The sequence below is a fragment of the Roseomonas sp. F4 genome (genome assembly GCF_053891155.1).
This window is the reverse complement of the sequence record NZ_JBSSHK010000003.1, coordinates 70494-87958: the sequence shown is the minus strand read 5'-3', so window position 1 is coordinate 87958 and position 17465 is coordinate 70494. Positions and strand designations below refer to the sequence as shown.

At 69.9% G+C, this 17465-nt stretch carries 20 protein-coding genes; 10 read left to right on the top strand and 10 right to left on the bottom strand.

What is annotated here, in order from left to right; all coding sequences use genetic code 11:
* Window positions 1-10 precede the first annotated feature (10 nt).
* From ACVFYP_RS12740 to rpsF, 10 genes are all read right to left on the bottom strand, one after another.
* Window positions 11-784: an ABC transporter ATP-binding protein gene (locus tag ACVFYP_RS12740; RefSeq protein WP_499200562.1), complete on the bottom strand. Its 774-nt coding sequence runs from the start codon at window positions 782-784 to the stop codon at window positions 11-13.
* Entirely contained in the window at window positions 781-1566 is a 786-nt protein-coding gene (locus ACVFYP_RS12735; protein ID WP_499201266.1) for an MlaE family ABC transporter permease, read from the bottom strand. Before ACVFYP_RS12735 ends, ACVFYP_RS12740 begins: the two co-directional genes overlap by 4 nt.
* Window positions 1567-1585: 19 nt before the next feature.
* Window positions 1586-2680, bottom strand: a complete 1095-nt coding sequence (alr, locus tag ACVFYP_RS12730; protein ID WP_499200561.1) for an alanine racemase — start codon at window positions 2678-2680, stop codon at window positions 1586-1588.
* Between the two features lie 2 nt (window positions 2681-2682).
* A complete protein-coding gene (locus ACVFYP_RS12725) occupies window positions 2683-3156 on the bottom strand; it encodes a GNAT family N-acetyltransferase (protein ID WP_499200560.1) in 474 nt (157 codons plus the stop codon).
* Entirely contained in the window at window positions 3137-4678 is a 1542-nt protein-coding gene (locus ACVFYP_RS12720) for a replicative DNA helicase (protein WP_499200559.1), read from the bottom strand. Before ACVFYP_RS12720 ends, ACVFYP_RS12725 begins: the two co-directional genes overlap by 20 nt.
* A 97-nt stretch (window positions 4679-4775) precedes the next feature.
* Complete coding sequence (locus tag ACVFYP_RS12715; protein ID WP_499200558.1) at window positions 4776-5990, bottom strand: class I SAM-dependent methyltransferase; 1215 nt, start codon at window positions 5988-5990, stop codon at window positions 4776-4778.
* 166 nt (window positions 5991-6156) lie between these two features.
* Window positions 6157-6729, bottom strand: coding sequence for a 50S ribosomal protein L9 (rplI, locus tag ACVFYP_RS12710; protein WP_499200557.1), 573 nt, complete (start codon window positions 6727-6729; stop codon window positions 6157-6159).
* Between the two features lie 11 nt (window positions 6730-6740).
* On the bottom strand, window positions 6741-7676 hold the full coding sequence (locus ACVFYP_RS12705) for a hypothetical protein (RefSeq protein WP_499200556.1): 936 nt from the start codon (window positions 7674-7676) through the stop codon (window positions 6741-6743).
* Between the two features lie 27 nt (window positions 7677-7703).
* Window positions 7704-7991, bottom strand: a complete 288-nt coding sequence (rpsR, locus tag ACVFYP_RS12700; protein ID WP_216878295.1) for a 30S ribosomal protein S18 — start codon at window positions 7989-7991, stop codon at window positions 7704-7706.
* 6 nt (window positions 7992-7997) lie between these two features.
* The gene (rpsF, locus tag ACVFYP_RS12695) at window positions 7998-8477 is read right to left on the bottom strand and encodes a 30S ribosomal protein S6 (protein WP_499200555.1); all 480 of its coding nucleotides are present in this window, start codon (window positions 8475-8477) and stop codon (window positions 7998-8000) included.
* Between the two features lie 236 nt (window positions 8478-8713).
* On the opposite strand from rpsF, the gene fabD reads away from it, so the two are divergent.
* The 10 genes from fabD to ACVFYP_RS12645 all read left to right on the top strand — a co-directional run bounded on the left by fabD (window position 8714) and on the right by ACVFYP_RS12645 (window position 17448).
* Complete coding sequence (gene fabD / locus ACVFYP_RS12690; protein ID WP_499200554.1) at window positions 8714-9673, top strand: ACP S-malonyltransferase; 960 nt, start codon at window positions 8714-8716, stop codon at window positions 9671-9673.
* Window positions 9670-10569: a GNAT family N-acetyltransferase gene (locus ACVFYP_RS12685; protein ID WP_499200553.1), complete on the top strand. Its 900-nt coding sequence runs from the start codon at window positions 9670-9672 to the stop codon at window positions 10567-10569. The genes fabD and ACVFYP_RS12685 overlap by 4 nt, the downstream gene beginning before the upstream one ends.
* Entirely contained in the window at window positions 10569-11306 is a 738-nt protein-coding gene (fabG, locus tag ACVFYP_RS12680) for a 3-oxoacyl-[acyl-carrier-protein] reductase (protein ID WP_499200552.1), read from the top strand. The genes ACVFYP_RS12685 and fabG overlap by 1 nt, the downstream gene beginning before the upstream one ends.
* A gap of 282 nt (window positions 11307-11588) precedes the next feature.
* Window positions 11589-11828, top strand: a complete 240-nt coding sequence (locus ACVFYP_RS12675) for an acyl carrier protein (RefSeq protein ID WP_092963667.1) — start codon at window positions 11589-11591, stop codon at window positions 11826-11828.
* Window positions 11829-11865: 37 nt separating this feature from the next.
* Complete coding sequence (gene fabF / locus ACVFYP_RS12670) at window positions 11866-13155, top strand: beta-ketoacyl-ACP synthase II (protein ID WP_499200551.1); 1290 nt, start codon at window positions 11866-11868, stop codon at window positions 13153-13155.
* 53 nt (window positions 13156-13208) lie between these two features.
* Complete coding sequence (gene mltG / locus ACVFYP_RS12665; RefSeq protein ID WP_499200550.1) at window positions 13209-14186, top strand: endolytic transglycosylase MltG; 978 nt, start codon at window positions 13209-13211, stop codon at window positions 14184-14186.
* Between the two features lie 64 nt (window positions 14187-14250).
* Complete coding sequence (locus ACVFYP_RS12660; protein WP_499200549.1) at window positions 14251-14958, top strand: TVP38/TMEM64 family protein; 708 nt, start codon at window positions 14251-14253, stop codon at window positions 14956-14958.
* 65 nt (window positions 14959-15023) lie between these two features.
* Window positions 15024-15884, top strand: coding sequence for a phosphate/phosphite/phosphonate ABC transporter substrate-binding protein (locus ACVFYP_RS12655; RefSeq protein ID WP_499200548.1), 861 nt, complete (start codon window positions 15024-15026; stop codon window positions 15882-15884).
* Window positions 15881-16624 carry a phosphonate ABC transporter, permease protein PhnE gene (gene phnE / locus ACVFYP_RS12650; protein ID WP_499200547.1) on the top strand — a complete coding sequence of 248 codons (744 nt, stop codon included), beginning with the start codon at window positions 15881-15883 and terminating at the stop codon, window positions 16622-16624. Before ACVFYP_RS12655 ends, phnE begins: the two co-directional genes overlap by 4 nt.
* A complete protein-coding gene (locus ACVFYP_RS12645) occupies window positions 16621-17448 on the top strand; it encodes a metallophosphoesterase family protein (RefSeq protein ID WP_499200546.1) in 828 nt (275 codons plus the stop codon). Before phnE ends, ACVFYP_RS12645 begins: the two co-directional genes overlap by 4 nt.
* The last annotated feature ends 17 nt before the right edge of the window (window positions 17449-17465 follow it).

Sequence of the window (17465 nt, the reverse complement as noted above, 5' to 3'; positions counted from 1 at the left end):
CGGCTGCTTTCTACCGCCGCAACTCCATCTGAATCGGACCCTCACGCTCCCCGCGCGCGAACTGGTCCACCATGGCATTGCCGGTATCGCCCAGGCTGTGCGCCCCGCCACGCCAGATGATTTTTCCGCGATGGATCATCGCCGCGTCGTCGCCGATGCGCCGTGCGCTGGCCATGTCATGCGTGATGCTGACGGCCGTCGCGCCCAGGCGCTTCACGCAATCCACAATCAGCCCGTCGATCACAGCGCCCATGATCGGGTCGAGGCCCGTGGTGGGCTCGTCGAAGAAGATGATGTCCGGCTCGGCCGCAATGGCGCGCGCCAGGCCCACGCGCTTCTGCATGCCGCCCGAAAGCTCCGCCGGCGACAGGTCGCCGACACTGGCGGCCAGGCCCACCTGGGCCAGCACTTCCGCCGCCTTGTCGCGGGCGGCGCGGCGGCTGATGCGGTTCTGGGCGAGCAGCTTGAAGCAGACATTCTCCCAGACCGGCAGGCTGTCGAACAGCGCGCCGTTCTGGAACAGCATGCCGATGCGGTCGTTTACGAGTTCCCGCTCCCGCCTGGAGAGGCTCGCAACATCCCGTCCGTCGATCTCGATGACGCCGGAATCGGGTGGGATCAGCCCCAGGATGCATTTCAGCGTGACCGACTTGCCGGAGCCCGATCCGCCCAGGATCACCATGGAATGGCCGGCCCGGATATCCAGGTCCACGCCATCCAGCACCTGCTTCGCGCCAAAGGCCTTGCGCAGGCCCCGCAGGCGGATCTTCGGGACATCGCTCATCGGCTGAACAACACGGCGGTCAGCACATAGTCCAGCGCCAGGATCAGGATGGAGGAGGCGACGACGGCGGAGGTCGTGGCCCGCCCCACGCCCTGCGCCCCACCGCCCGACTGGTAGCCGGACCAGCAGCCCATCAGCGTGATGATGAAGCCGAAGACCGCCGCCTTGATGAGGCCGGAGACCACATCGGCCACCTGCAGGAAGTCGAAGGTCGCCTTCAGATAGGCGCCCGATCCGAAGCCGAGCTGCTGTGTGCCGATCAGCCAGCCGCCCATCACGCCCAGCGTATCCGCCACGATGACCAGCAGCGGCAGGGCCAGCGTGCCCGCCAGCAGCCGTGGCGCCACCAGGTATTTCATCGGATTGGTGGACAGGGTGGAGAGCGCGTCGATCTGGTCCGTGACCCGCATCGTGCCGATCTCAGCCGCGAAGGCGGCGCCGATGCGCCCGGCCACCATCAGCCCGGCCAGCACAGGGCCGAGTTCGCGGGTGATGGACAGCACCACCACATTGGCCACCGCACCTTCCGCATTGAAGCGCGCAAAGCCGGTATAGGATTGCAGGGCCAGCACCATGCCGGTGAAGACCGCGGTCAGCGCCACTACCGGCAGGCTGAACCAGGCGATTTCGACAAAAGCCTTCAGGAACAGCCGGCCATAGAAGGGCGGTCGCAGCAGATGACTGATTGCCTCCGCCGCGAACAGGGCGATGGCGCCGATGCTGCGCAACAGGCCGAGCACGGCCCGGCCAAGCGCGGCGACGGGATCGAGGAGGCGGTCCACCAGGGTGCTGGCCAAGGCCTCAGGCGCCGCCGGCATAGGCGCGCAGATAGCGCGGGCCAAGACCGGTCAGCACCTCATAGCCGATGGTGCCGCAGCGCGCGGCGACATCGTCAGGCGTGTTTCCCGGCCCGCCGATCAGCATCAGCCGGTCGCCGGGGCGCAGATCGGGAAAGTCGGTCGCGTCGAACGTCGTCAAATCCATCGAGACCCGGCCTATGAGCGGCACGGCTCGGCCCTGGAAAAGCGCCAGGGACCGGCCGGACAGGCTGCGAAGGTAGCCATCGGCATAGCCCGCCGCAACGGTGGCGACCCGCAACCTGCCGTGCGCTGTGTAACCGGCGCCGTAACCCACCGTCTCCCCGGCCCCGATCTCGCGGATCTGGAGCACCGGCACCTCCAGCGTCACCACCTGCCGCATCGGGTTCGCCGCCCCCGGCGTCGGGTTGATGCCGTAGAGCGCGCAGCCCGGCCGGGCGAGGTCGGAGCAGTAGTCGGGACCCAGGAAGAGGCCGGACGAATTGGCGAAGCTGCGCGGCACCCCCGGCGCGATGGCCGCCGCTGCCGCGGCGAAGCGCGCGGCCTGGGCGGCGTTCAGCGGATGCGCGGGTTCATCGGCGCAGGCTAGGTGGGTCATCACAAAGCGCAGGTCGAGCCCATCCAGCCGCGCCCGGTCATCCGCCAGCGCCGCCTGCTCCGCCGAATCCAGCCCGAGGCGGGACATGCCGGTGTCCAGATGCAGCAGCGCGGGGCTCGGCCTGTCCTGGGCTCGGCCTGCGGCGGCATGGGCCTCGACATCGCCCAGGCTGTTCAGCACCGGGATCAGCCCGGCCTGCCCGTCGGCGCCTGGTGGGAAGCCGTTCAACACGATGATGTCAGCCTCGGCGCCGAGGCCGGCCCGCAGCGCAACCCCCTCCGTCAGATGCGCCACGAAGAAGGTGCGGCAGCCGGCGGCGTGCAGCGCGCGGGCGACTGGCACCGCGCCCAGCCCGTAGCCATCCGCCTTCACCACCCCGGCGCAGGGCGCGCCGTGGCGAGTGGAGAGATCCCGCCAATTGGCCACGATCGCATCCAGGTCGATGCGCAGCACGCCCTGCCCCGCCGCCGCTTCGGGCATGCTCACAGGTCCTGCCGGTAGACGATGAAGCCCGAACGCTCCGCCACCTGGTCATAGAGCCGCCTGGCGACCGCATTCGTCTCATGGGTGTGCCAGTAGACGCGCCGCGCCCCGGCGGCCCGGGCGCGGGCATAGACGCCCTCGATCAGCGCCCGGCCGATGCCCCTGCCCCGGATCTCCGGCGCGGCGAACAGGTCCTGAAGGTAGCAGGTGGCGCCCGGCATGCCGGTGTTGCGGTGGAAGATGATATGGGCCAGCCCGACCAGCCGGCCCTCCAGCTCCGCCACCAGCGCCTCCATCGGCTCCAGCCCATCGAAGAAGCGCGCCCAGGCGAGTTCGGTAACGGCGGCGGCCGGCGCAGTGTCCCCGGCACGGCCGTAGAAGGCATTGTAGCCCTCCCACAGCGGCAGCCACTGCGCAAAATCCCCCGACGCGACGGGCCGGATCAGCAGCGGTTCATTCCCCATAGCCAGCATCGTAATGGGTATCCAGGTCGCCAAATCGGGTGAACTCGGCCTCGAAGAACAGGCGGATGGTGCCGGTGGGGCCGTGGCGCTGCTTGGCGATGATGAGCTCCGCCTTGTTATGGGCGTCCTCCATATCCTTCTGCCACTTCTCCATCCCCTCCGTGAATTTCTGGGGGTTGTCGAAGCTGAGCTCCTTCGGCTGCCGCTGCTGCAGGTAGTATTCGTCGCGGTAGATGAACATGACCACGTCAGCGTCCTGCTCGATCGAGCCGGATTCGCGCAGGTCCGAAAGCTGCGGCCGCTTGTCCTCCCGCTGCTCCACGGCGCGGGAGAGCTGGGACAGGGCGATGACCGGGACCGACAATTCCTTGGCGATGGCCTTCAGCCCCTGGGTGATCTGGCTGATTTCCTGCACCCGGTTCTCCGGCTTGCTGCCCGCCGCGGGCCGCATGAGCTGGAGGTAGTCGACGATGATCAGGTTCAGCCCCTTGGTCCGCTGCAAGCGCCGGCAACGGGTCCGGAGCGCCGAGATGGTGATGGCTGGCGTGTCGTCGATGTAGAGCGGCAGCGCCTGCAATTCCCGGCTGACCTCCAGGAACTTGTCGAAGTCGCGCTGGCTGATCTCGCCACGGCGGATGCGGTCGCCCGAGATCCGGCTTTCCTCCGACAGCAGACGGGTGGCGAGCTGGTCGCAGGACATTTCCAGCGAGAAGATGGCGACGCCGCCGCGCGGAATGGCGTTCGGGTCCTTCTCCCGCGCCTCTCGCAACACGGCCCGGGCCGCGCCAAAGGCCAGCTTCACCGCCAGCGCCGTCTTGCCCATGCCAGGTCGGCCGGCCAGGATCAGAAGGTCCGACGGATGCAAGCCGCCCAGCTTGGCGTCCACGTCCCGCAACCCGGTCGGCAGGCCAGCCACGCCGCCCGGATTGGAAAACGCCTTTTCGGCGTGCTGCACGGCCGTGGCCAGCGCACGTTCGAAGGAGACAAAGCCGCCACCGGATTCGCCCGCGCGCGAAAGGTCGAACAGCGCCTGCTCGGCGCTTTCCATCTGCAGCTTGCCGTCGAGGTCCGAATCCGCCCCGAAGGCGCGATTCACCATCACCTCGCCCAGGTCCAGCAATTGCCGGCGCAGCCAGGCGTCGTGGATGACGCGGCCATATTCACCGGCATTGATGATGCCAACCATCGCGGTCAGCAGCTGGCCCAGATAGGCGGGTCCGCCGACATCATCCAGCAGGCCGGAATGCTCGAACTCCGCCCGCAGCGTCACCGCATCGGCGAGCTGCCCGGCCTCGATGCGGCGCTGAATGGCGGTGAAGATGCGGCCATGCACCGCATCGGCGAAATGGTCGGCCGCCAGGAATTCGGAAACCCGCTCATAGGCCTTGTTGTTGGCGAGCAGCGCGCCGAGCAGCGCCTGCTCGGCCTCCAGATTGGCAGGGGGCAGGCGTTGCGACAGGCCGAGCAGCCCGTCGCCGCCGCCGAAGCCGGGGGCGGAACTGCCGAGAGAGGGGGAGCCGAAAGTGTTCATCGCCCCATCCTACCCCGCCCGCCGAGTCGCGACGCCCCACCCAGCCTGTGGATCGCTGTGGATAACGGGGGTGGATTTGTGGAGATATTTTATACAATTACTGGCAAGCCGCGGCCAGGGAACGTTCCGTTTCCTGCATGTAGTCGCGCGTCAGGGGCAGCGTCTCCAGCTGTGTGGTCAGTTGCACCTGCCAGTTGATGAGCCCGCCGTTGCGGAACGCCGCCTCGCTCGCCGCCAGGTAGAATTCGAACATGCGGCAGAAGCGCTCGTCATACAGCGACTGGATCGCATCGCGGTTGGCGGCGAAGCGGCGGCGCCATTCCCGCAGCGTCAGCGCGTAGTGAAGACGCAGAATCTCGATATCCGTGGCGAACAGCCCGCTGCGCTCGATCGCCGGCAGCACCTCCGACAGCGCGGGAGAATAGCCGCCGGGGAAGATGTACTTGGTCAGCCAGGGATTGGTGCTGCCAGGCCCGTCGCTGCGGCCGATGGCATGCACCAGCGCCACCCCATCGGGGCGCAAAGCCTGGCTGAGGGTGCGGAAGAAGGTGGCGTAGTTGCCGATGCCGACATGTTCGAACATGCCGACCGAGACGATCCGGTCTACCGGCCGGTGCCAGTCGCGGTAATCCATCAGTTCGAAGCGGCATTGCTCGGAAAGCCCGGCCTCGGCGGCACGGCGGCGGCTCTCCACGAGTTGCTCCTGCGACAGGGTGATGCCGGTGACACGCACGCCGTGGTTCCGCGCCAGGCTCAGCGCCATGCCACCCCAGCCGCTGCCGATATCCAGCACCTCCAGGCCCGGCCGCAGCCGCAGCTTGGCGGCGATATGGCGCTTCTTGGCGGCCTGCGCCTGCTCAAGAGTCTCCGCCCCGGTCGGGTAATAGGCGCAGGAATATTGCCGGTCCCGATCCAGGAACAGGGCGTAGAGCCGGCCATTCAGGTCGTAGTGATGCGCCACGTTGCGGCGCGCCCGCGGTGCCGGATTGAACTGGTCGATCCGTCGCCGCGCCTGGCGCCAGAGCTGCAACGCATGCTCCACCGGGTGTGAGACGCCATTGACCATATTGGCCATCAGCAGCTGGAGCACCTCCAGCAGCCTGCCATCCAGCGGCTCGATGGCCCCATCCATGTAGGATTCGCCGAAGGACAGGCCGGGATTGATCACCAGCCGGCGCGCGGCCCGGGGGGTCAGGATGCGGAAGCCGGCCTCCGGCCCCAAGCCATCGCCGTAGCGATGGCTGCTTCCATCCGGATATTGCACCATCAGGCTGCCATGCCGGATGGCGCGGGAGAGAAGGGCATGCAGCATGCGCGACCCCCTTTGGGGGCACGCAGCGAAGATCAACGCCCCCTGTGCGGAGGCGTCATCTTGTCACGAAGGTCACGCAAATCCAGCGGGCAGGGCCTGCGCCCACCCACACGGATGGGTGATGGGTACCCGCTGCCCGGATAGGGGCAGCGGGCGCCCAGCGATCTCAGTCGCGGTCGGCGGCGGCACCGAGTTCGGCCAGCTCGGCGGCCAGCTCGGCCTCCAGGCTCTCTTCCTCGGCCTGGTCGGCGGCGCGCAGATCCTCGCCGCGGGCCTGCTTCTCGGCTTCCTCGACGGAGCGGGCGACGTTCACGCCGACCTCGATCACCACTTCCGGGTGCAGCGCGACGCGCACCGGCGTCAGGCCCAGCAGCTTGATCGGCTGCTCCAGCAGGATCTGGTTGCGCTCCAGCGTCAGGCCACTGGCCTTGCAGGCATCGGCGATGTCGCGACCGGAGACGGAGCCGTACAGGCCACCGCTCTCACCCGCCGAGCGGATGATGACCACGGTCAGGCCGTGCACGCGCTCGGCCACCCGCTCCGCTTCCTCGCGGCGCTTCAGGTTCTGGGCTTCGAGCTGGGCGCGCTCGCGCTCGAAACGCGCGAGGTTGTCCTTGTTCGCGCGGATCGCCTTGCCCTGGGGCAGCAGGAAATTGCGCGCATAGCCGGGGCGGACCGTGACCAGCTCGCCCATCTGGCCAAGCTTTTCGACCCGCTGCATCAGGATGACTTCGATCATGGCTGCACCGTTCAGCTTCGGGGGGGCGCAGCGCGCCGGGCCCGTGTTCCATTGAGAATGTCGTAGAAGCCGTAGCCCGCGACGCCAAGCGCCACCGGCACGGACAGAATCAGCAGCGCCGCATAGGCGCCACTCAGCAGGAAGGCGCGGCCCCGCAGCGCCACGCTGGCGCGATGCAGGCCGGCAAGCCCGTGCAGGAAGACCGGCACCAGCAGCACCAGCAGCACGGAGAGGGTGACGGCATCGCCGCCTTCCTCCGCCGCCAGCCAGAAGCCGGCGGCGACCGCCGGCAGCACCGGGTACCAGCCCGGCAGCCGGGCCTCGCGCCAGGATGGCGCAGCGGCGATGACCTTCGCCCGCACCAGCAGGGACGCAGCGGCGGCGGCATTCACCAGCAGCGCGAGCGCCACCCAGAAGCCGATTGCCGCGGCCTTGACCCGCACCAGCTCCTCGACCAGCCCGTCATGCGCCGGCAGGCCCATGCGCTGCAGCCCGACTTCCGCCGCCTGCCGCATGGCGCCTTCCAGCCCGCCGGGCGCATCGCCCAGCAGGAAGGCCGCCATCAGCACGCCGAGTGCCGGGATCACGCCGAGTAGCGCGAAGGGCAGGTCCAGACGGCCATCATGTCCCCGTGCGAGCACCAGCGCCGCGGCGGGAACGCCGAACAGCGCCAGGAACAGGCCGAGGCCGAGTGAATTGCCGAGGACCAGCAAGGCGAGGCTGGCCACCGCCAGCGCCATCAGCGCCGCGAAGGCGCCAAAGCCGATGCCGGCCAGGAACAGGGGCATGGCGGTGAGCCAGAGCGCGAAGGCCCCGCCCGGCAGCCCGCGAAAGGCCCAGAGCGCCAGCACCGCCGCCGCCAGACCCGCCGCGCCGGCCGCGAGCAGGCGCGGATCGGCGGCAATGCCGCGACCCTCCCCCATCCCGCGATCCAGGCCGTCCGCCATCATCCTGTGTCCCGGTCCCGCGCCGTCTCAGTCGTTGATGACGTAGGGCAGCAGCGCCAGGAAGCGGGCGCGCTTGATGGCATTCGCCAGCTCGCGCTGCTTCTTGGCGGAGACCGCCGTGATGCGGCTCGGCACGATCTTGCCACGCTCGCTCAGGAAGCGGGACAGCAGGCGCACGTCCTTGTAGTCGATCTTCGGCGCGTTCGGGCCGGAGAAGGGGCAGGACTTGCGGCGGCGATAGAACGGCCGGCGCGCGCCCACGGCGGGGCGGCGCTGGGCGGGGTTCAGGGCGACGTCTTCGTTACGGTCGGACATGATGGATTACTCCTCGCCCCCGGGGCCCATATCGAGTTCGTCGCGCGGACGGGCGCGGAATTCCTCGCGGTCGTCACGCTCGCGGCCACCGGTGCGGCCCGAGCTGAAGCGGCCGGCCGGGCGCGGGCCACGGAAGCCGCGCTCACGCTCACGGTCGTCGGAACGGCGGGCCAGGATGGCGGACGGCGCGTCGTCGATCGCCTCGATGCGCAGCGTCAGGCTGCGCAGCACGTCCTCGTTCAGGCCAAGCTGGCGCTCGACCTCAAGCAGGGCGGTCGGGGTCGAATCCAGGCCCAGCAGCATGTAGTGGGCCTTGCGGTTCTTCTTGATGCGGTAGGCGAGGCCACGCAGGCCCCAATACTCCCGCTTCTTGATCTCGCCGCCATTCTGTTCGGTCAGGGTCGCCTGCACCTGGTCGGCGATCGCCTCGACCTGGGCCTGCGTGATATCACTGCGTGCCAACAGCACGCATTCATACAAGGGCATCCGATTCCCTCCGGCTGTCTCAGCCCTGCGGCCCCGGGCACCATGCCAGGGACGCGCGCGAACGGGCATAGCCAGGACCGATGCCTCGGGTCCCGGCAGGGGAGCGCGGCGTAAAGCACGGGCCGGGGGTGGGGGGCAAGCGGATTCAGCGCGGGGCGGCGCTGGACACTTGACGCCCGACCCGGGACCGCCCTAGGCCGCCCGACCGCCACAGACAGATCGCACGGACAGAAAAAATGGCGCTCGCCTTCACCTTCCCCGGCCAGGGTAGCCAGGCCCCCGGCATGGGCCGCGACCTCGCCGCCGCCTTCCCCGCCGCGCGGGAAGTGTTCCAGGAGGTGGACGAGACGCTGAAGCAGAAGCTGTCAAAGCTGATGTTCGAGGGGCCGGCGGAGGACCTGACCCTCACCGCCAATGCCCAGCCGGCGCTGATGGCGGTGTCCCTGGCCGTCCTGCGGGTGCTGGAGGTCGAGGGCGGCTTCGTGCTGAAGGACCGCGTGGCCCTGGTGGCGGGCCATTCGCTCGGGGAATATGCGGCGCTGGCCGCCGCCGGCACTTTTGAACTGTCGACCACTGCCCGGCTGCTGCGGCTGCGCGGCGATTCCATGCAGCAGGCGGTGCCCGCCGGGGTCGGCGCCATGGCCGCGCTGCTGGGTGCCGAGGCCGAACAGGCCCAGGCCATCTGCGACGCCGCCGCCGAGGACCCGCTGACCAAGGTGCGGGAGGTGGTGCAGATCGCCAATGACAATGGTGGCGGCCAGATCGTGATCTCCGGCCATGCCGGCGCGGTGGAACGCGCCATGGAGGGGTCGAAGGCCGCCGGCGTGAAGCGCGCCATGAAGCTGCCGGTCTCCGCCCCCTTCCACTGCGCCTTGATGGCGCCGGCCGCCGATGCGATGGCCGAGGCCCTGGGCGAGGCCGTGATGCGGGCGCCGCTGGTCCCCCTGGTGGCCAATGTCTCCGCCGCCAAGGCCACCGATCCGGCGGAAATCCGCGAACTTCTGGTGCGCCAGGTGACCGGCACGGTGCGCTGGCGCGAATGCATCCTGGCCATGGCCGGCATGGGCTGCGACCGCTTCGTTGAGATCGGCTCGGGCAAGGTCCTGACCGGGCTGATGAAGCGCCTGGCGCCGGAGGCCTCGGCCAGCGCCATCGGCACCCCGGCCGATATCGAAGCCTTCCTGAAGTCGCTGTGACGGCCTGGTTCGACCTCACCTCCCAGCCGAGTGCGGAGGAGGAGAAGGCGGTCCGTGACACGCTGTGGCAGGCGAACGCCACGGCGGGCTTCCCGCGCGACCGGAAGGGGCTGTCCCTGCTGCTGCGCGATGCGACCGGCACGGTCGTCGGCGGGCTGATCGGCTCAACCGGCTGGTCCTGGCTGTATATCGAAAATCTGGTGATCCCGGCCGAGCTGCGCGGCGCCGGCTGGGGCAGCAAGCTGATGGGCGCGGCGGAGGCCGAGGCCCGGCGGCGCGGCTGCACCGGCATGCGGCTCGATACCTACAGTTTCCAGGCGCGCGGCTTCTACGAAAAGCTCGGCTTCGGCGTGGTTGGCCAGATCGAGGACTGCCCGCCAGGGGCCACCCGCTTCACCATGACCAAGCGCCTGGATGGTCCCACGCTGGCCGCCGAGCCCTGGCCGGATGCGGCCGCGCCACGGGTCACCATCACCGAAACGGCGGCGGAGGATGACCCCGCCACGGCGGTGATCGTCGCCGGCCTGTCCGCCCATGCCGAAGCCGCGGCCGGTCCGCCGGGCCATGCGCCCTTCAATCTGGTGGTTCGCCTGGCCGGGCAGTCCGAGCCGGTCGGCGGCCTGACGGGCTACCTGCTGTTCGGTTGGCTGTTCATCCAGTTCTTCCACCTTCCCGAATCGCTGCGGGGCCAGGGCCTGGGCCGCGCCTTGATGCAAAGGGCGGAGGATGCGGCGCGGGCGCGGGGCTGCGCCGGCATCTGGCTCGACACCTTCAGCTTCCAGGCCAAGCCTTTCTACGAAGCCCTGGGCTACACCGAGTTCGGCCGGATCGACGGCTACCCGCCTGGCCATAGCCGGCATTATCTGATGAAGCGCCTCACGGACGGAGAAGCCTGATGTTCGACCTCACCGGCAAGGTGGCCCTCGTCACCGGCGCCACCGGCGGCATCGGTGCCGCCATCGCCACCGCCCTGCATGCGCAAGGCGCCAAGGTGGCCATTTCCGGGCGGCGGGAGGCGGAGCTGGCCGCCCTGGCCGAGACGCTCGGGGACCGGGTGCTGGTTGCGCCCGCCGACCTCGCCGACCCGGCGGCGCCCGCCGCGCTGATCGAAAAGGTGGAATCCGAGCTCGGCGGCTTCGACATCCTGGTGAACAATGCGGGCTTTACGCGGGACATGCTGGCGCTGCGGATGGGCGATGCCGATTGGAACGCGGTGCTGGAAGTGGACCTCACCGCCCCCTTCCGCCTGGCCCGCGCCGCGCTGCGCGGGATGATGAAGCGCCGGTCCGGGCGGATCATCTCCATCGCCAGCATCGTCGGCGTCACCGGCAATGCCGGCCAGGCCAATTACGCAGCCGCCAAGGCCGGGTTGATCGGGATGAGCAAGTCGCTCGCCCAGGAAGTCGCGACGCGCGGCGTCACGGTGAATGTGGTGGCGCCCGGCTTCGTGAAGACGGCGATGACCGATTCCCTGCCGGAAACCGCCCGCACCGCCTTGCTGACCCGCATCCCCACCCAGCGCATGGGCACGCCGGAGGATGTGGCCGGCGCCGTGGCCTATCTGGCCAGCGCCGAGGCGGCCTGGGTCACCGGCCAGACCATCCATGTGAATGGCGGGATGGCGATGATCTGAGGGCCCGGCTTCGGGCTGCGAGGCTGGTGGGCCGCTTCATCGGCATTTCGCGGTGGCAACATCAGCCTCCGGGGCGTTGCGCCGCCGACACAGGAAGGGCCGGCCACCCCTTCCAGATGCCTCCGGCGCAGGAAAGCCGCACTTCGCGGCACCCGACCGCTTGCGTCGCGCCGCCGCCTAGGCCAAGTGACGCTTCCATGTTAAGCCGCGCCGCCCCCGCCCCCATGGAGGGGACCAGGGCCGATACTCGGTACGGCAGTGACCAGCAGGAGACATCGCGGCATGAGCGATACCGCCGACAAGGTGAAGAAGATCGTTGTGGAGCACCTCGGCGTCGAGGAATCCAAGGTGACCACCGAGGCGTCGTTCATCGACGATCTGGGCGCGGACAGCCTCGACACCGTCGAGCTGGTCATGGCTTTCGAGGAGGCCTTCGGGGTCGAGATCCCGGACGACGCCGCCGAGAAGATCACGACCGTCAAGGACGCGATCGACTACATCGAGAAGCAGAAGTCCGCCTGATTTCAGCGGTCTGGCGTGTAGGGTAGGGGAAGCAGCGGTGTTCGGTCATCTCGTTGCGCCGCGGCGCGTTGTCGTCACGGGCATGGGTATCGCCTGCCCGCTCGGAGTTGGCGTCGAGAACGTCTGGAAGCGGATGCTGGCCGGCGAAAGCGGGCTGGCGGCGATCCAGAACTTCGACGTCAGTGCCCTGCCGGCCAAGATTGCCGGCCAGGTTCCGGTCGGGACCAAGACCGAGGGCAAGCTCGACATCAACGAGTGGATCCCGGTCAAGGACCAGAAGAAGATGGACCGCTTCATCCAGCTCGCGCTGGTGGCGGCCACGGAAGCGGTCGAGGACAGCGGCTGGATGCCCGGCGAGGATGCCGAGGAGGAACGCTGCCGCACCGGCGTGATGATCGGGTCGGGCATCGGTGGCCTGCCGACCATCTACGAAGCCTCTCTGCTGATCGCGCAGGGCAAGACGCGGCGGATTTCGCCCTTCTTCATCCCCTCCGCCCTGATCAACCTGGCCTCCGGCCATGTCTCCATCAAATACGGCTTCAAGGGCCCGAACCACGCGGTGGTCACGGCCTGCGCCACTGGCGTGCATGCGCTGGGCGATGCGGCGCGGTTGATCGCGCTGAACGACGCGGATGTCATGGTCGCCGGCGGCGCCGAGGCCGCGGTGGCGGAAATCGGCATGGCCGGCTTCTGCGCCTCCCGCGCCTTGTCCACCGCCTTCAACGACGATCCGACCAAGGGCAGCCGCCCCTGGGACCGCGACCGCGACGGCTTCGTCATGGGCGAGGGTGCCGGCGTCGTGGTGCTGGAGGAGCTGGAGCACGCCAAGGCGCGCGGCGCCAAGATCTATGGCGAGGTGATCGGCTACGGCATGTCCGGCGACGCCTATCACATCACCGCGCCGACCGAGGATGGCGATGGCGCCTTCCGCGCCATGCGGGCCGCGCTGAAATCCGCCAGCCTGTCGCCGTCCGACATCCAGTATGTCAACGCGCATGGCACCTCCACGCCCATGGGCGACGACCTGGAATTGCAGGCGGTGGAGCGGCTGTGGGGGGATGAGGCAAAGAACCTCGCCATGTCCTCCACCAAGTCCGCCATCGGCCATCTGCTGGGCGCGGCCGGCGCGGTGGAGGGGATTTTCTCCATCCTGGCGATCCGCGATGGCGTCGCCCCGCCGACGCTGAACCTGGAAAACCCCTCCCGCGAAAGCCCGATCGACCGGGTGGCCAAGCAGGCCCAGCCGCGCAAGATCGACACCGTGCTGTCCAACAGCTTCGGCTTCGGCGGCACCAACGCCAGCATCATTTTCCGGCGGGCGGGCTGAGGTCCTCCGCCAGCCGCCTTGCAACAGGCGGCTGGCGAGGCCAGTCATAGGCCATGCGCCGTCTGATAGCCCTTCTGCTTGTCCTGCTCATTCTCGGCGCTGGCGCCGGGGGAGCCTTCTGGTATGCCCGGCAGCAATGGGAGGCCCCCGGCCCCCTCGCCGCCCCCGCCCAGATCGTGGTGCCGCGCGGCGGCACGGCGGCCATCGCCGATGCCCTGGCGGAACGCGGCGTCATCGCCCAGCCGCTGTATTTCCTGGCCGCCACCTGGCTGACCCGGGGCGAAGGGCCTTTGCGCGCCGCCGAATTCCAGTTTCCCGCCCGTGCCAGCCTGCGGGACGTGCTGAACGTGCTGCGCGATGGCCGCCCGGTACAGCGCCGCCTGACCATCCCGGAAGGCCTGACCGCGCAGCAGATCGCGCGCCTGATGGAACAGGCGGAGGGCCTGGTCGGCGACCTTCCCGCCTTCGCGGAGGGCGAGGTGCTGCCGGAGACCTATGCCTATCAATGGGGCGACAATCGCGGTGCCCTGCTGCGCCGGGCGCGGCAGGCGATGGACCAGGCGCTGGCCGAGATCTGGGCCGAGCGCGCGCCCAACCTGCCGCTCGCCAATGCGCGGGAAGCCCTGATCCTGGCCAGCATCGTCGAGCGTGAGACCGGCCAGCGGGAGGAACGCGCCCGCGTCGCCGGAGTCTTCATCAACCGGCTGCGGCGCGGGATGATGCTGCAATCGGATCCCACCGCGGCCTATGCCGCTGCCGATGGTGGGGTGCTGGACCGGGCGCTGACCCGGGCCGACCTGGACCGCGACCATCCCTTCAACACCTACCGCATCCGCGGCCTGCCCCCCGCCCCCATCGCCAGCCCGGGGCGGGAGGCGTTGCGCGCCGTCGCACGGCCGGAGGCGACGGATTTTCTCTACTTTGTCGCCGACGGCACCGGCGGCCACGCCTTCGGTCGCACGCTGGAGGAGCACAACCGCAACGTCGCGCGCTGGCGCGAGATCGAGCGCGCCCGCACGCCGCAGCGATGAGGCCGTAACCGGCCCAGGGTTGGGGGCGAAGCCGTCCGCACCCGCCACCCCGAGGAGACGCGCCATGCGCCTAGCCCGCCTGCTGCGCGACCCCCGGCTGTGGATCGCGCTCGCCATCCTGGCGCTGGTGCTCGGGCTGCGGGCCAGCGGCCTGTCGGATCATCTGTCGATCGAGACCCTGGGCCGTCACCGGACGACGCTGCTGGGGCTGGTGGCGGCGCATGGGGCGGTCGCGGCGGCGGGCTATGTGCTGGTCTATGCGGCGGCGGTGGCGCTTTCCATCCCTGGCGCGGTGGTGCTGACGCTGACCGGCGGCTTCCTGTTCGGCGCGGTGCTGGGGACGGTGCTGACGGTCACGGGCGCGACGCTGGGCGCCACCCTGGTCTTCCTGCTGGCCCGCCGGCTGTTCGGCGATGATGCGCTGGACCGGCTGGGGCCGCGCGCCCAGAAGCTGGCGGAGGGCATCCGGCGCAATGCCGCCTCCTACCTGTTGGTGCTGCGGCTGGTGCCGCTGTTTCCCTTCGTGCTGGTCAATCTGGTGCCGGCCTTCGCCGGGGTGCGGCTGCCGGTCTATGTGCTGACCACCTTCTTCGGCATCCTGCCCGGCACGGCCGTGTTCAGCCTGGCCGGCGCCGGGCTGGGCGGGGTGCTGGAGGCGGGCGGCGATTTCGACATCCGCAGCGTGCTGACACCGCAGATCCTGGGCGCGCTGCTGGGCCTCGCCGCGCTGGCGCTGGCCGCCATCCCCCTGAAGGCGCGCTTCGCTCGTTGAGGCGGCGCGGTGTAACCTTTCTGCCCGCGCCGGCGAAGCCGCGCCTGATATCGAAGGGGTCGAGCTTGCCCGAGCATCCGCCGAGTCTCCGTCGCCGTGCCGTGCTGGCCGGCGGCCTCGTCGCGCTGGCCAGCCCGGCTTTGGCCCAGGCCGCGCCGCTGCGCTTCGCCGTGGGGCCGTTCCAGCCCACGCCGGGCGACACGCGCCGGGCCTTCGAGCCCTTCTTCGCCCATCTCGCCGCCCGGCTGGGCCGGCGCTACCAGCTTTCCGTCACCGGCGACTGGGCCGGCATCGCGGTGGCGCTGGGCAGCGACCAGATGGACTGCGCCTGGATGGGCCCCTGGGGCTATGTGCTGGCGCAGGACCGGGCGGGGGCGGAGGCCGTGGCCACCGTGCTCTGGCGCGGCAGCCCGACCTACCACGCCATCATCCTGGCCAGGCCGGACCTGCCCATCACCCGCTTTCCGGAGGATGCGCGGGGGATGTCGATCTCCTTCGCCGATGCCGGGTCGACCAGCGGCTGGCTGGTGCCGCATCACTGGTTCCTGCGCCAGGGCATCGATCCCCGCACTTTCTTCCGCTACCGCGACGGCGCCAGCCATGCGGCGAATGTCATCGCCGTGGCCAATGGCCAGGTGGACCTCGCCACCGATTACGACCGCAACCTCGCCGCGATGATGGCAGCCGGAAGGGTGCGGGAGGGGCAGGTGAAGGTGGTGTGGCGCAGCGATCCCCTGCCCAATGATGCGCTGGCGGTGCGCCGCGGCCTGGATGCCGCGACCCGCACCGCCCTGGCCGAGGCCGCCATTGCCAGCACGGCCGAGGTGCTGCCCACCGACTATACCGGCTGGGTGCCCGCCACCGCCGAGACCTACGCCCCCATCGAGGCCGCCGGCCGCGCGCTGGGAAGGCTGCGCAACGCGTGAAGCGGCTGGGCTGGGCGGCGTTCCTGGCCTTGCTCGCGGGCTCGGTCTGGGTGGTGGGGCCGGACCCGGCGCGGCTGGCGGCGGGGCTGCCGAGACTCGGCGGCTGGCTGGCCGGTGCCTGGCCGCCGGATTTTTCCGGACCCGGCGATATCGCGCGCCGCGCGGCGGAAACGGTGGGCATCGCCACGCTGGGCACCTTCGTCGCGGCGATCCTGGCCGCGCCGGTGGCCTTGCTGGCGACGAGGCCGGTGACCCGCGCCGGATGGCTGCGGCAGCCGGCGCGCGGGGCGCTGGATGCGCTGCGCGGGGTGGATGGCTTCGTCTTCGCGCTGATCTTCGTCGCCGCCGTCGGCCTCGGCCCCTTCGCCGGCATGATCGGCGTGGCGCTGCATTCCGCCGGCTCCTTGGGCAAGCTGTGGTCGGAGGCACTGGAAGCCGCCGATCCGCGCCCGGCGGAGGCGATTCTCGCGGTGGGCGGCAGCCAGCTTCAGGTGGCGCGCCACGCGCTGATCCCCCAGACCCTGCCGGAGACGGCGGGGGCGCTGCTTTATGTGTGGGAGTTCAATATCCGCGCCTCCACCGTGCTCGGGCTGGTCGGCGCCGGCGGCATTGGACAGGAGCTGAAGAACGCCGTGGACCTGCTCGACTTCAACCGCCTCTTTGCCATCCTGCTCGTGGTGGTCGGGCTGACCCTGACGGCGGATCGGATCAGCGCAGCCCTTCGGAGAAGCCTCGCATGATAATCGCGCTCGACGGCCTGATGCTGGTTTTTGGCGGTCCCTATTCGAACCTTCAGGCGACGCAGGCGGTGCTGGCGGAGGCGGCGCGGCGCGGCATTTCGGCCACGCACATCCTCTGCACCGGTGATGTGGTCGCCTATGGCGCCGATGCCGCCGCCTGCTGCGACCTGGTGATGGGCAGCGGCATCGCCGTGCTGGCCGGCAATTGCGAGGAACAGCTCGCCGAGGCCGCCGAGGATTGCGGCTGCGGGTTCGAGGAAGGCACCGCCTGCGACCTGCTCAGCCGAAGCTGGTACGCCCATGCCAATGCGGAGGTCACGCCGGCGCAGCGCGACTGGATGCGCGGCCTGCCCAGGCGGATCGTGCTGGCGCTGCCGGATGGCCGGCGGCTGGCGGTGCTGCATGGTGGCGCGGCGGAGACCAGCCGCTTCCTGTTTGCCTCGGCGCCCGAGGATGTGCTGGCCGAGGAAATCGCAGTGACGGGCTGCGATGGCGTCATCGCCGGCCATTGCGGCCTGCCCTTCGCGCGGCGCGTCGGGGATGGGCTTTGGCTGAATGCGGGCGCGGTGGGCATGCCGGCCGATGACGGCACGCCGCGCGTCTGGTTTTCGGTGCTGACGCCGACCGCCGAGGGCTTGCGCGCGGAAATCCTGCCGCTGGACTACGACCACGAAGCCGCCGCCGCCGCGATGCGCGCGGCCCGGCTGCCGGAAGGCTATGCGGCGGCGCTGTCCAGCGGCTTATGGCCCTCCTGCGACGTGCTGCCGCCGGTGGAACGGGCACGGCGCGGCAATCCTCTGGCGCCAGTCGCGCTGATGTGGTGAGGCATCCCGCGCCGCAT

Excerpts from the sequence above, each read along its gene's own strand:
- ACVFYP_RS12740 (WP_499200562.1), bottom strand. The coding sequence starts at position 784 with ATGAGCGATGTCCCGAAGATCCGCCTGCGGGGCCTGCGCAAGGCCTTT.
- alr (WP_499200561.1), bottom strand. The coding sequence starts at position 2,680 with ATGCCCGAAGCGGCGGCGGGGCAGGGCGTGCTGCGCATCGACCTGGAT.
- ACVFYP_RS12725 (WP_499200560.1), bottom strand. The coding sequence starts at position 3,156 with ATGCTGGCTATGGGGAATGAACCGCTGCTGATCCGGCCCGTCGCGTCG.
- ACVFYP_RS12720 (WP_499200559.1), bottom strand. The coding sequence starts at position 4,678 with ATGAACACTTTCGGCTCCCCCTCTCTCGGCAGTTCCGCCCCCGGCTTC.
- ACVFYP_RS12715 (WP_499200558.1), bottom strand. The coding sequence starts at position 5,990 with ATGCTGCATGCCCTTCTCTCCCGCGCCATCCGGCATGGCAGCCTGATG.
- rplI (WP_499200557.1), bottom strand. The coding sequence starts at position 6,729 with ATGATCGAAGTCATCCTGATGCAGCGGGTCGAAAAGCTTGGCCAGATG.
- ACVFYP_RS12705 (WP_499200556.1), bottom strand. The coding sequence starts at position 7,676 with ATGGCGGACGGCCTGGATCGCGGGATGGGGGAGGGTCGCGGCATTGCC.
- rpsR (WP_216878295.1), bottom strand. The coding sequence starts at position 7,991 with ATGTCCGACCGTAACGAAGACGTCGCCCTGAACCCCGCCCAGCGCCGC.
- rpsF (WP_499200555.1), bottom strand. The coding sequence starts at position 8,477 with ATGCCCTTGTATGAATGCGTGCTGTTGGCACGCAGTGATATCACGCAG.
- fabD (WP_499200554.1), top strand. The coding sequence starts at position 8,714 with ATGGCGCTCGCCTTCACCTTCCCCGGCCAGGGTAGCCAGGCCCCCGGC.
- fabG (WP_499200552.1), top strand. The coding sequence starts at position 10,569 with ATGTTCGACCTCACCGGCAAGGTGGCCCTCGTCACCGGCGCCACCGGC.
- ACVFYP_RS12675 (WP_092963667.1), top strand. The coding sequence starts at position 11,589 with ATGAGCGATACCGCCGACAAGGTGAAGAAGATCGTTGTGGAGCACCTC.
- mltG (WP_499200550.1), top strand. The coding sequence starts at position 13,209 with ATGCGCCGTCTGATAGCCCTTCTGCTTGTCCTGCTCATTCTCGGCGCT.
- ACVFYP_RS12660 (WP_499200549.1), top strand. The coding sequence starts at position 14,251 with ATGCGCCTAGCCCGCCTGCTGCGCGACCCCCGGCTGTGGATCGCGCTC.
- ACVFYP_RS12645 (WP_499200546.1), top strand. The coding sequence starts at position 16,621 with ATGATAATCGCGCTCGACGGCCTGATGCTGGTTTTTGGCGGTCCCTAT.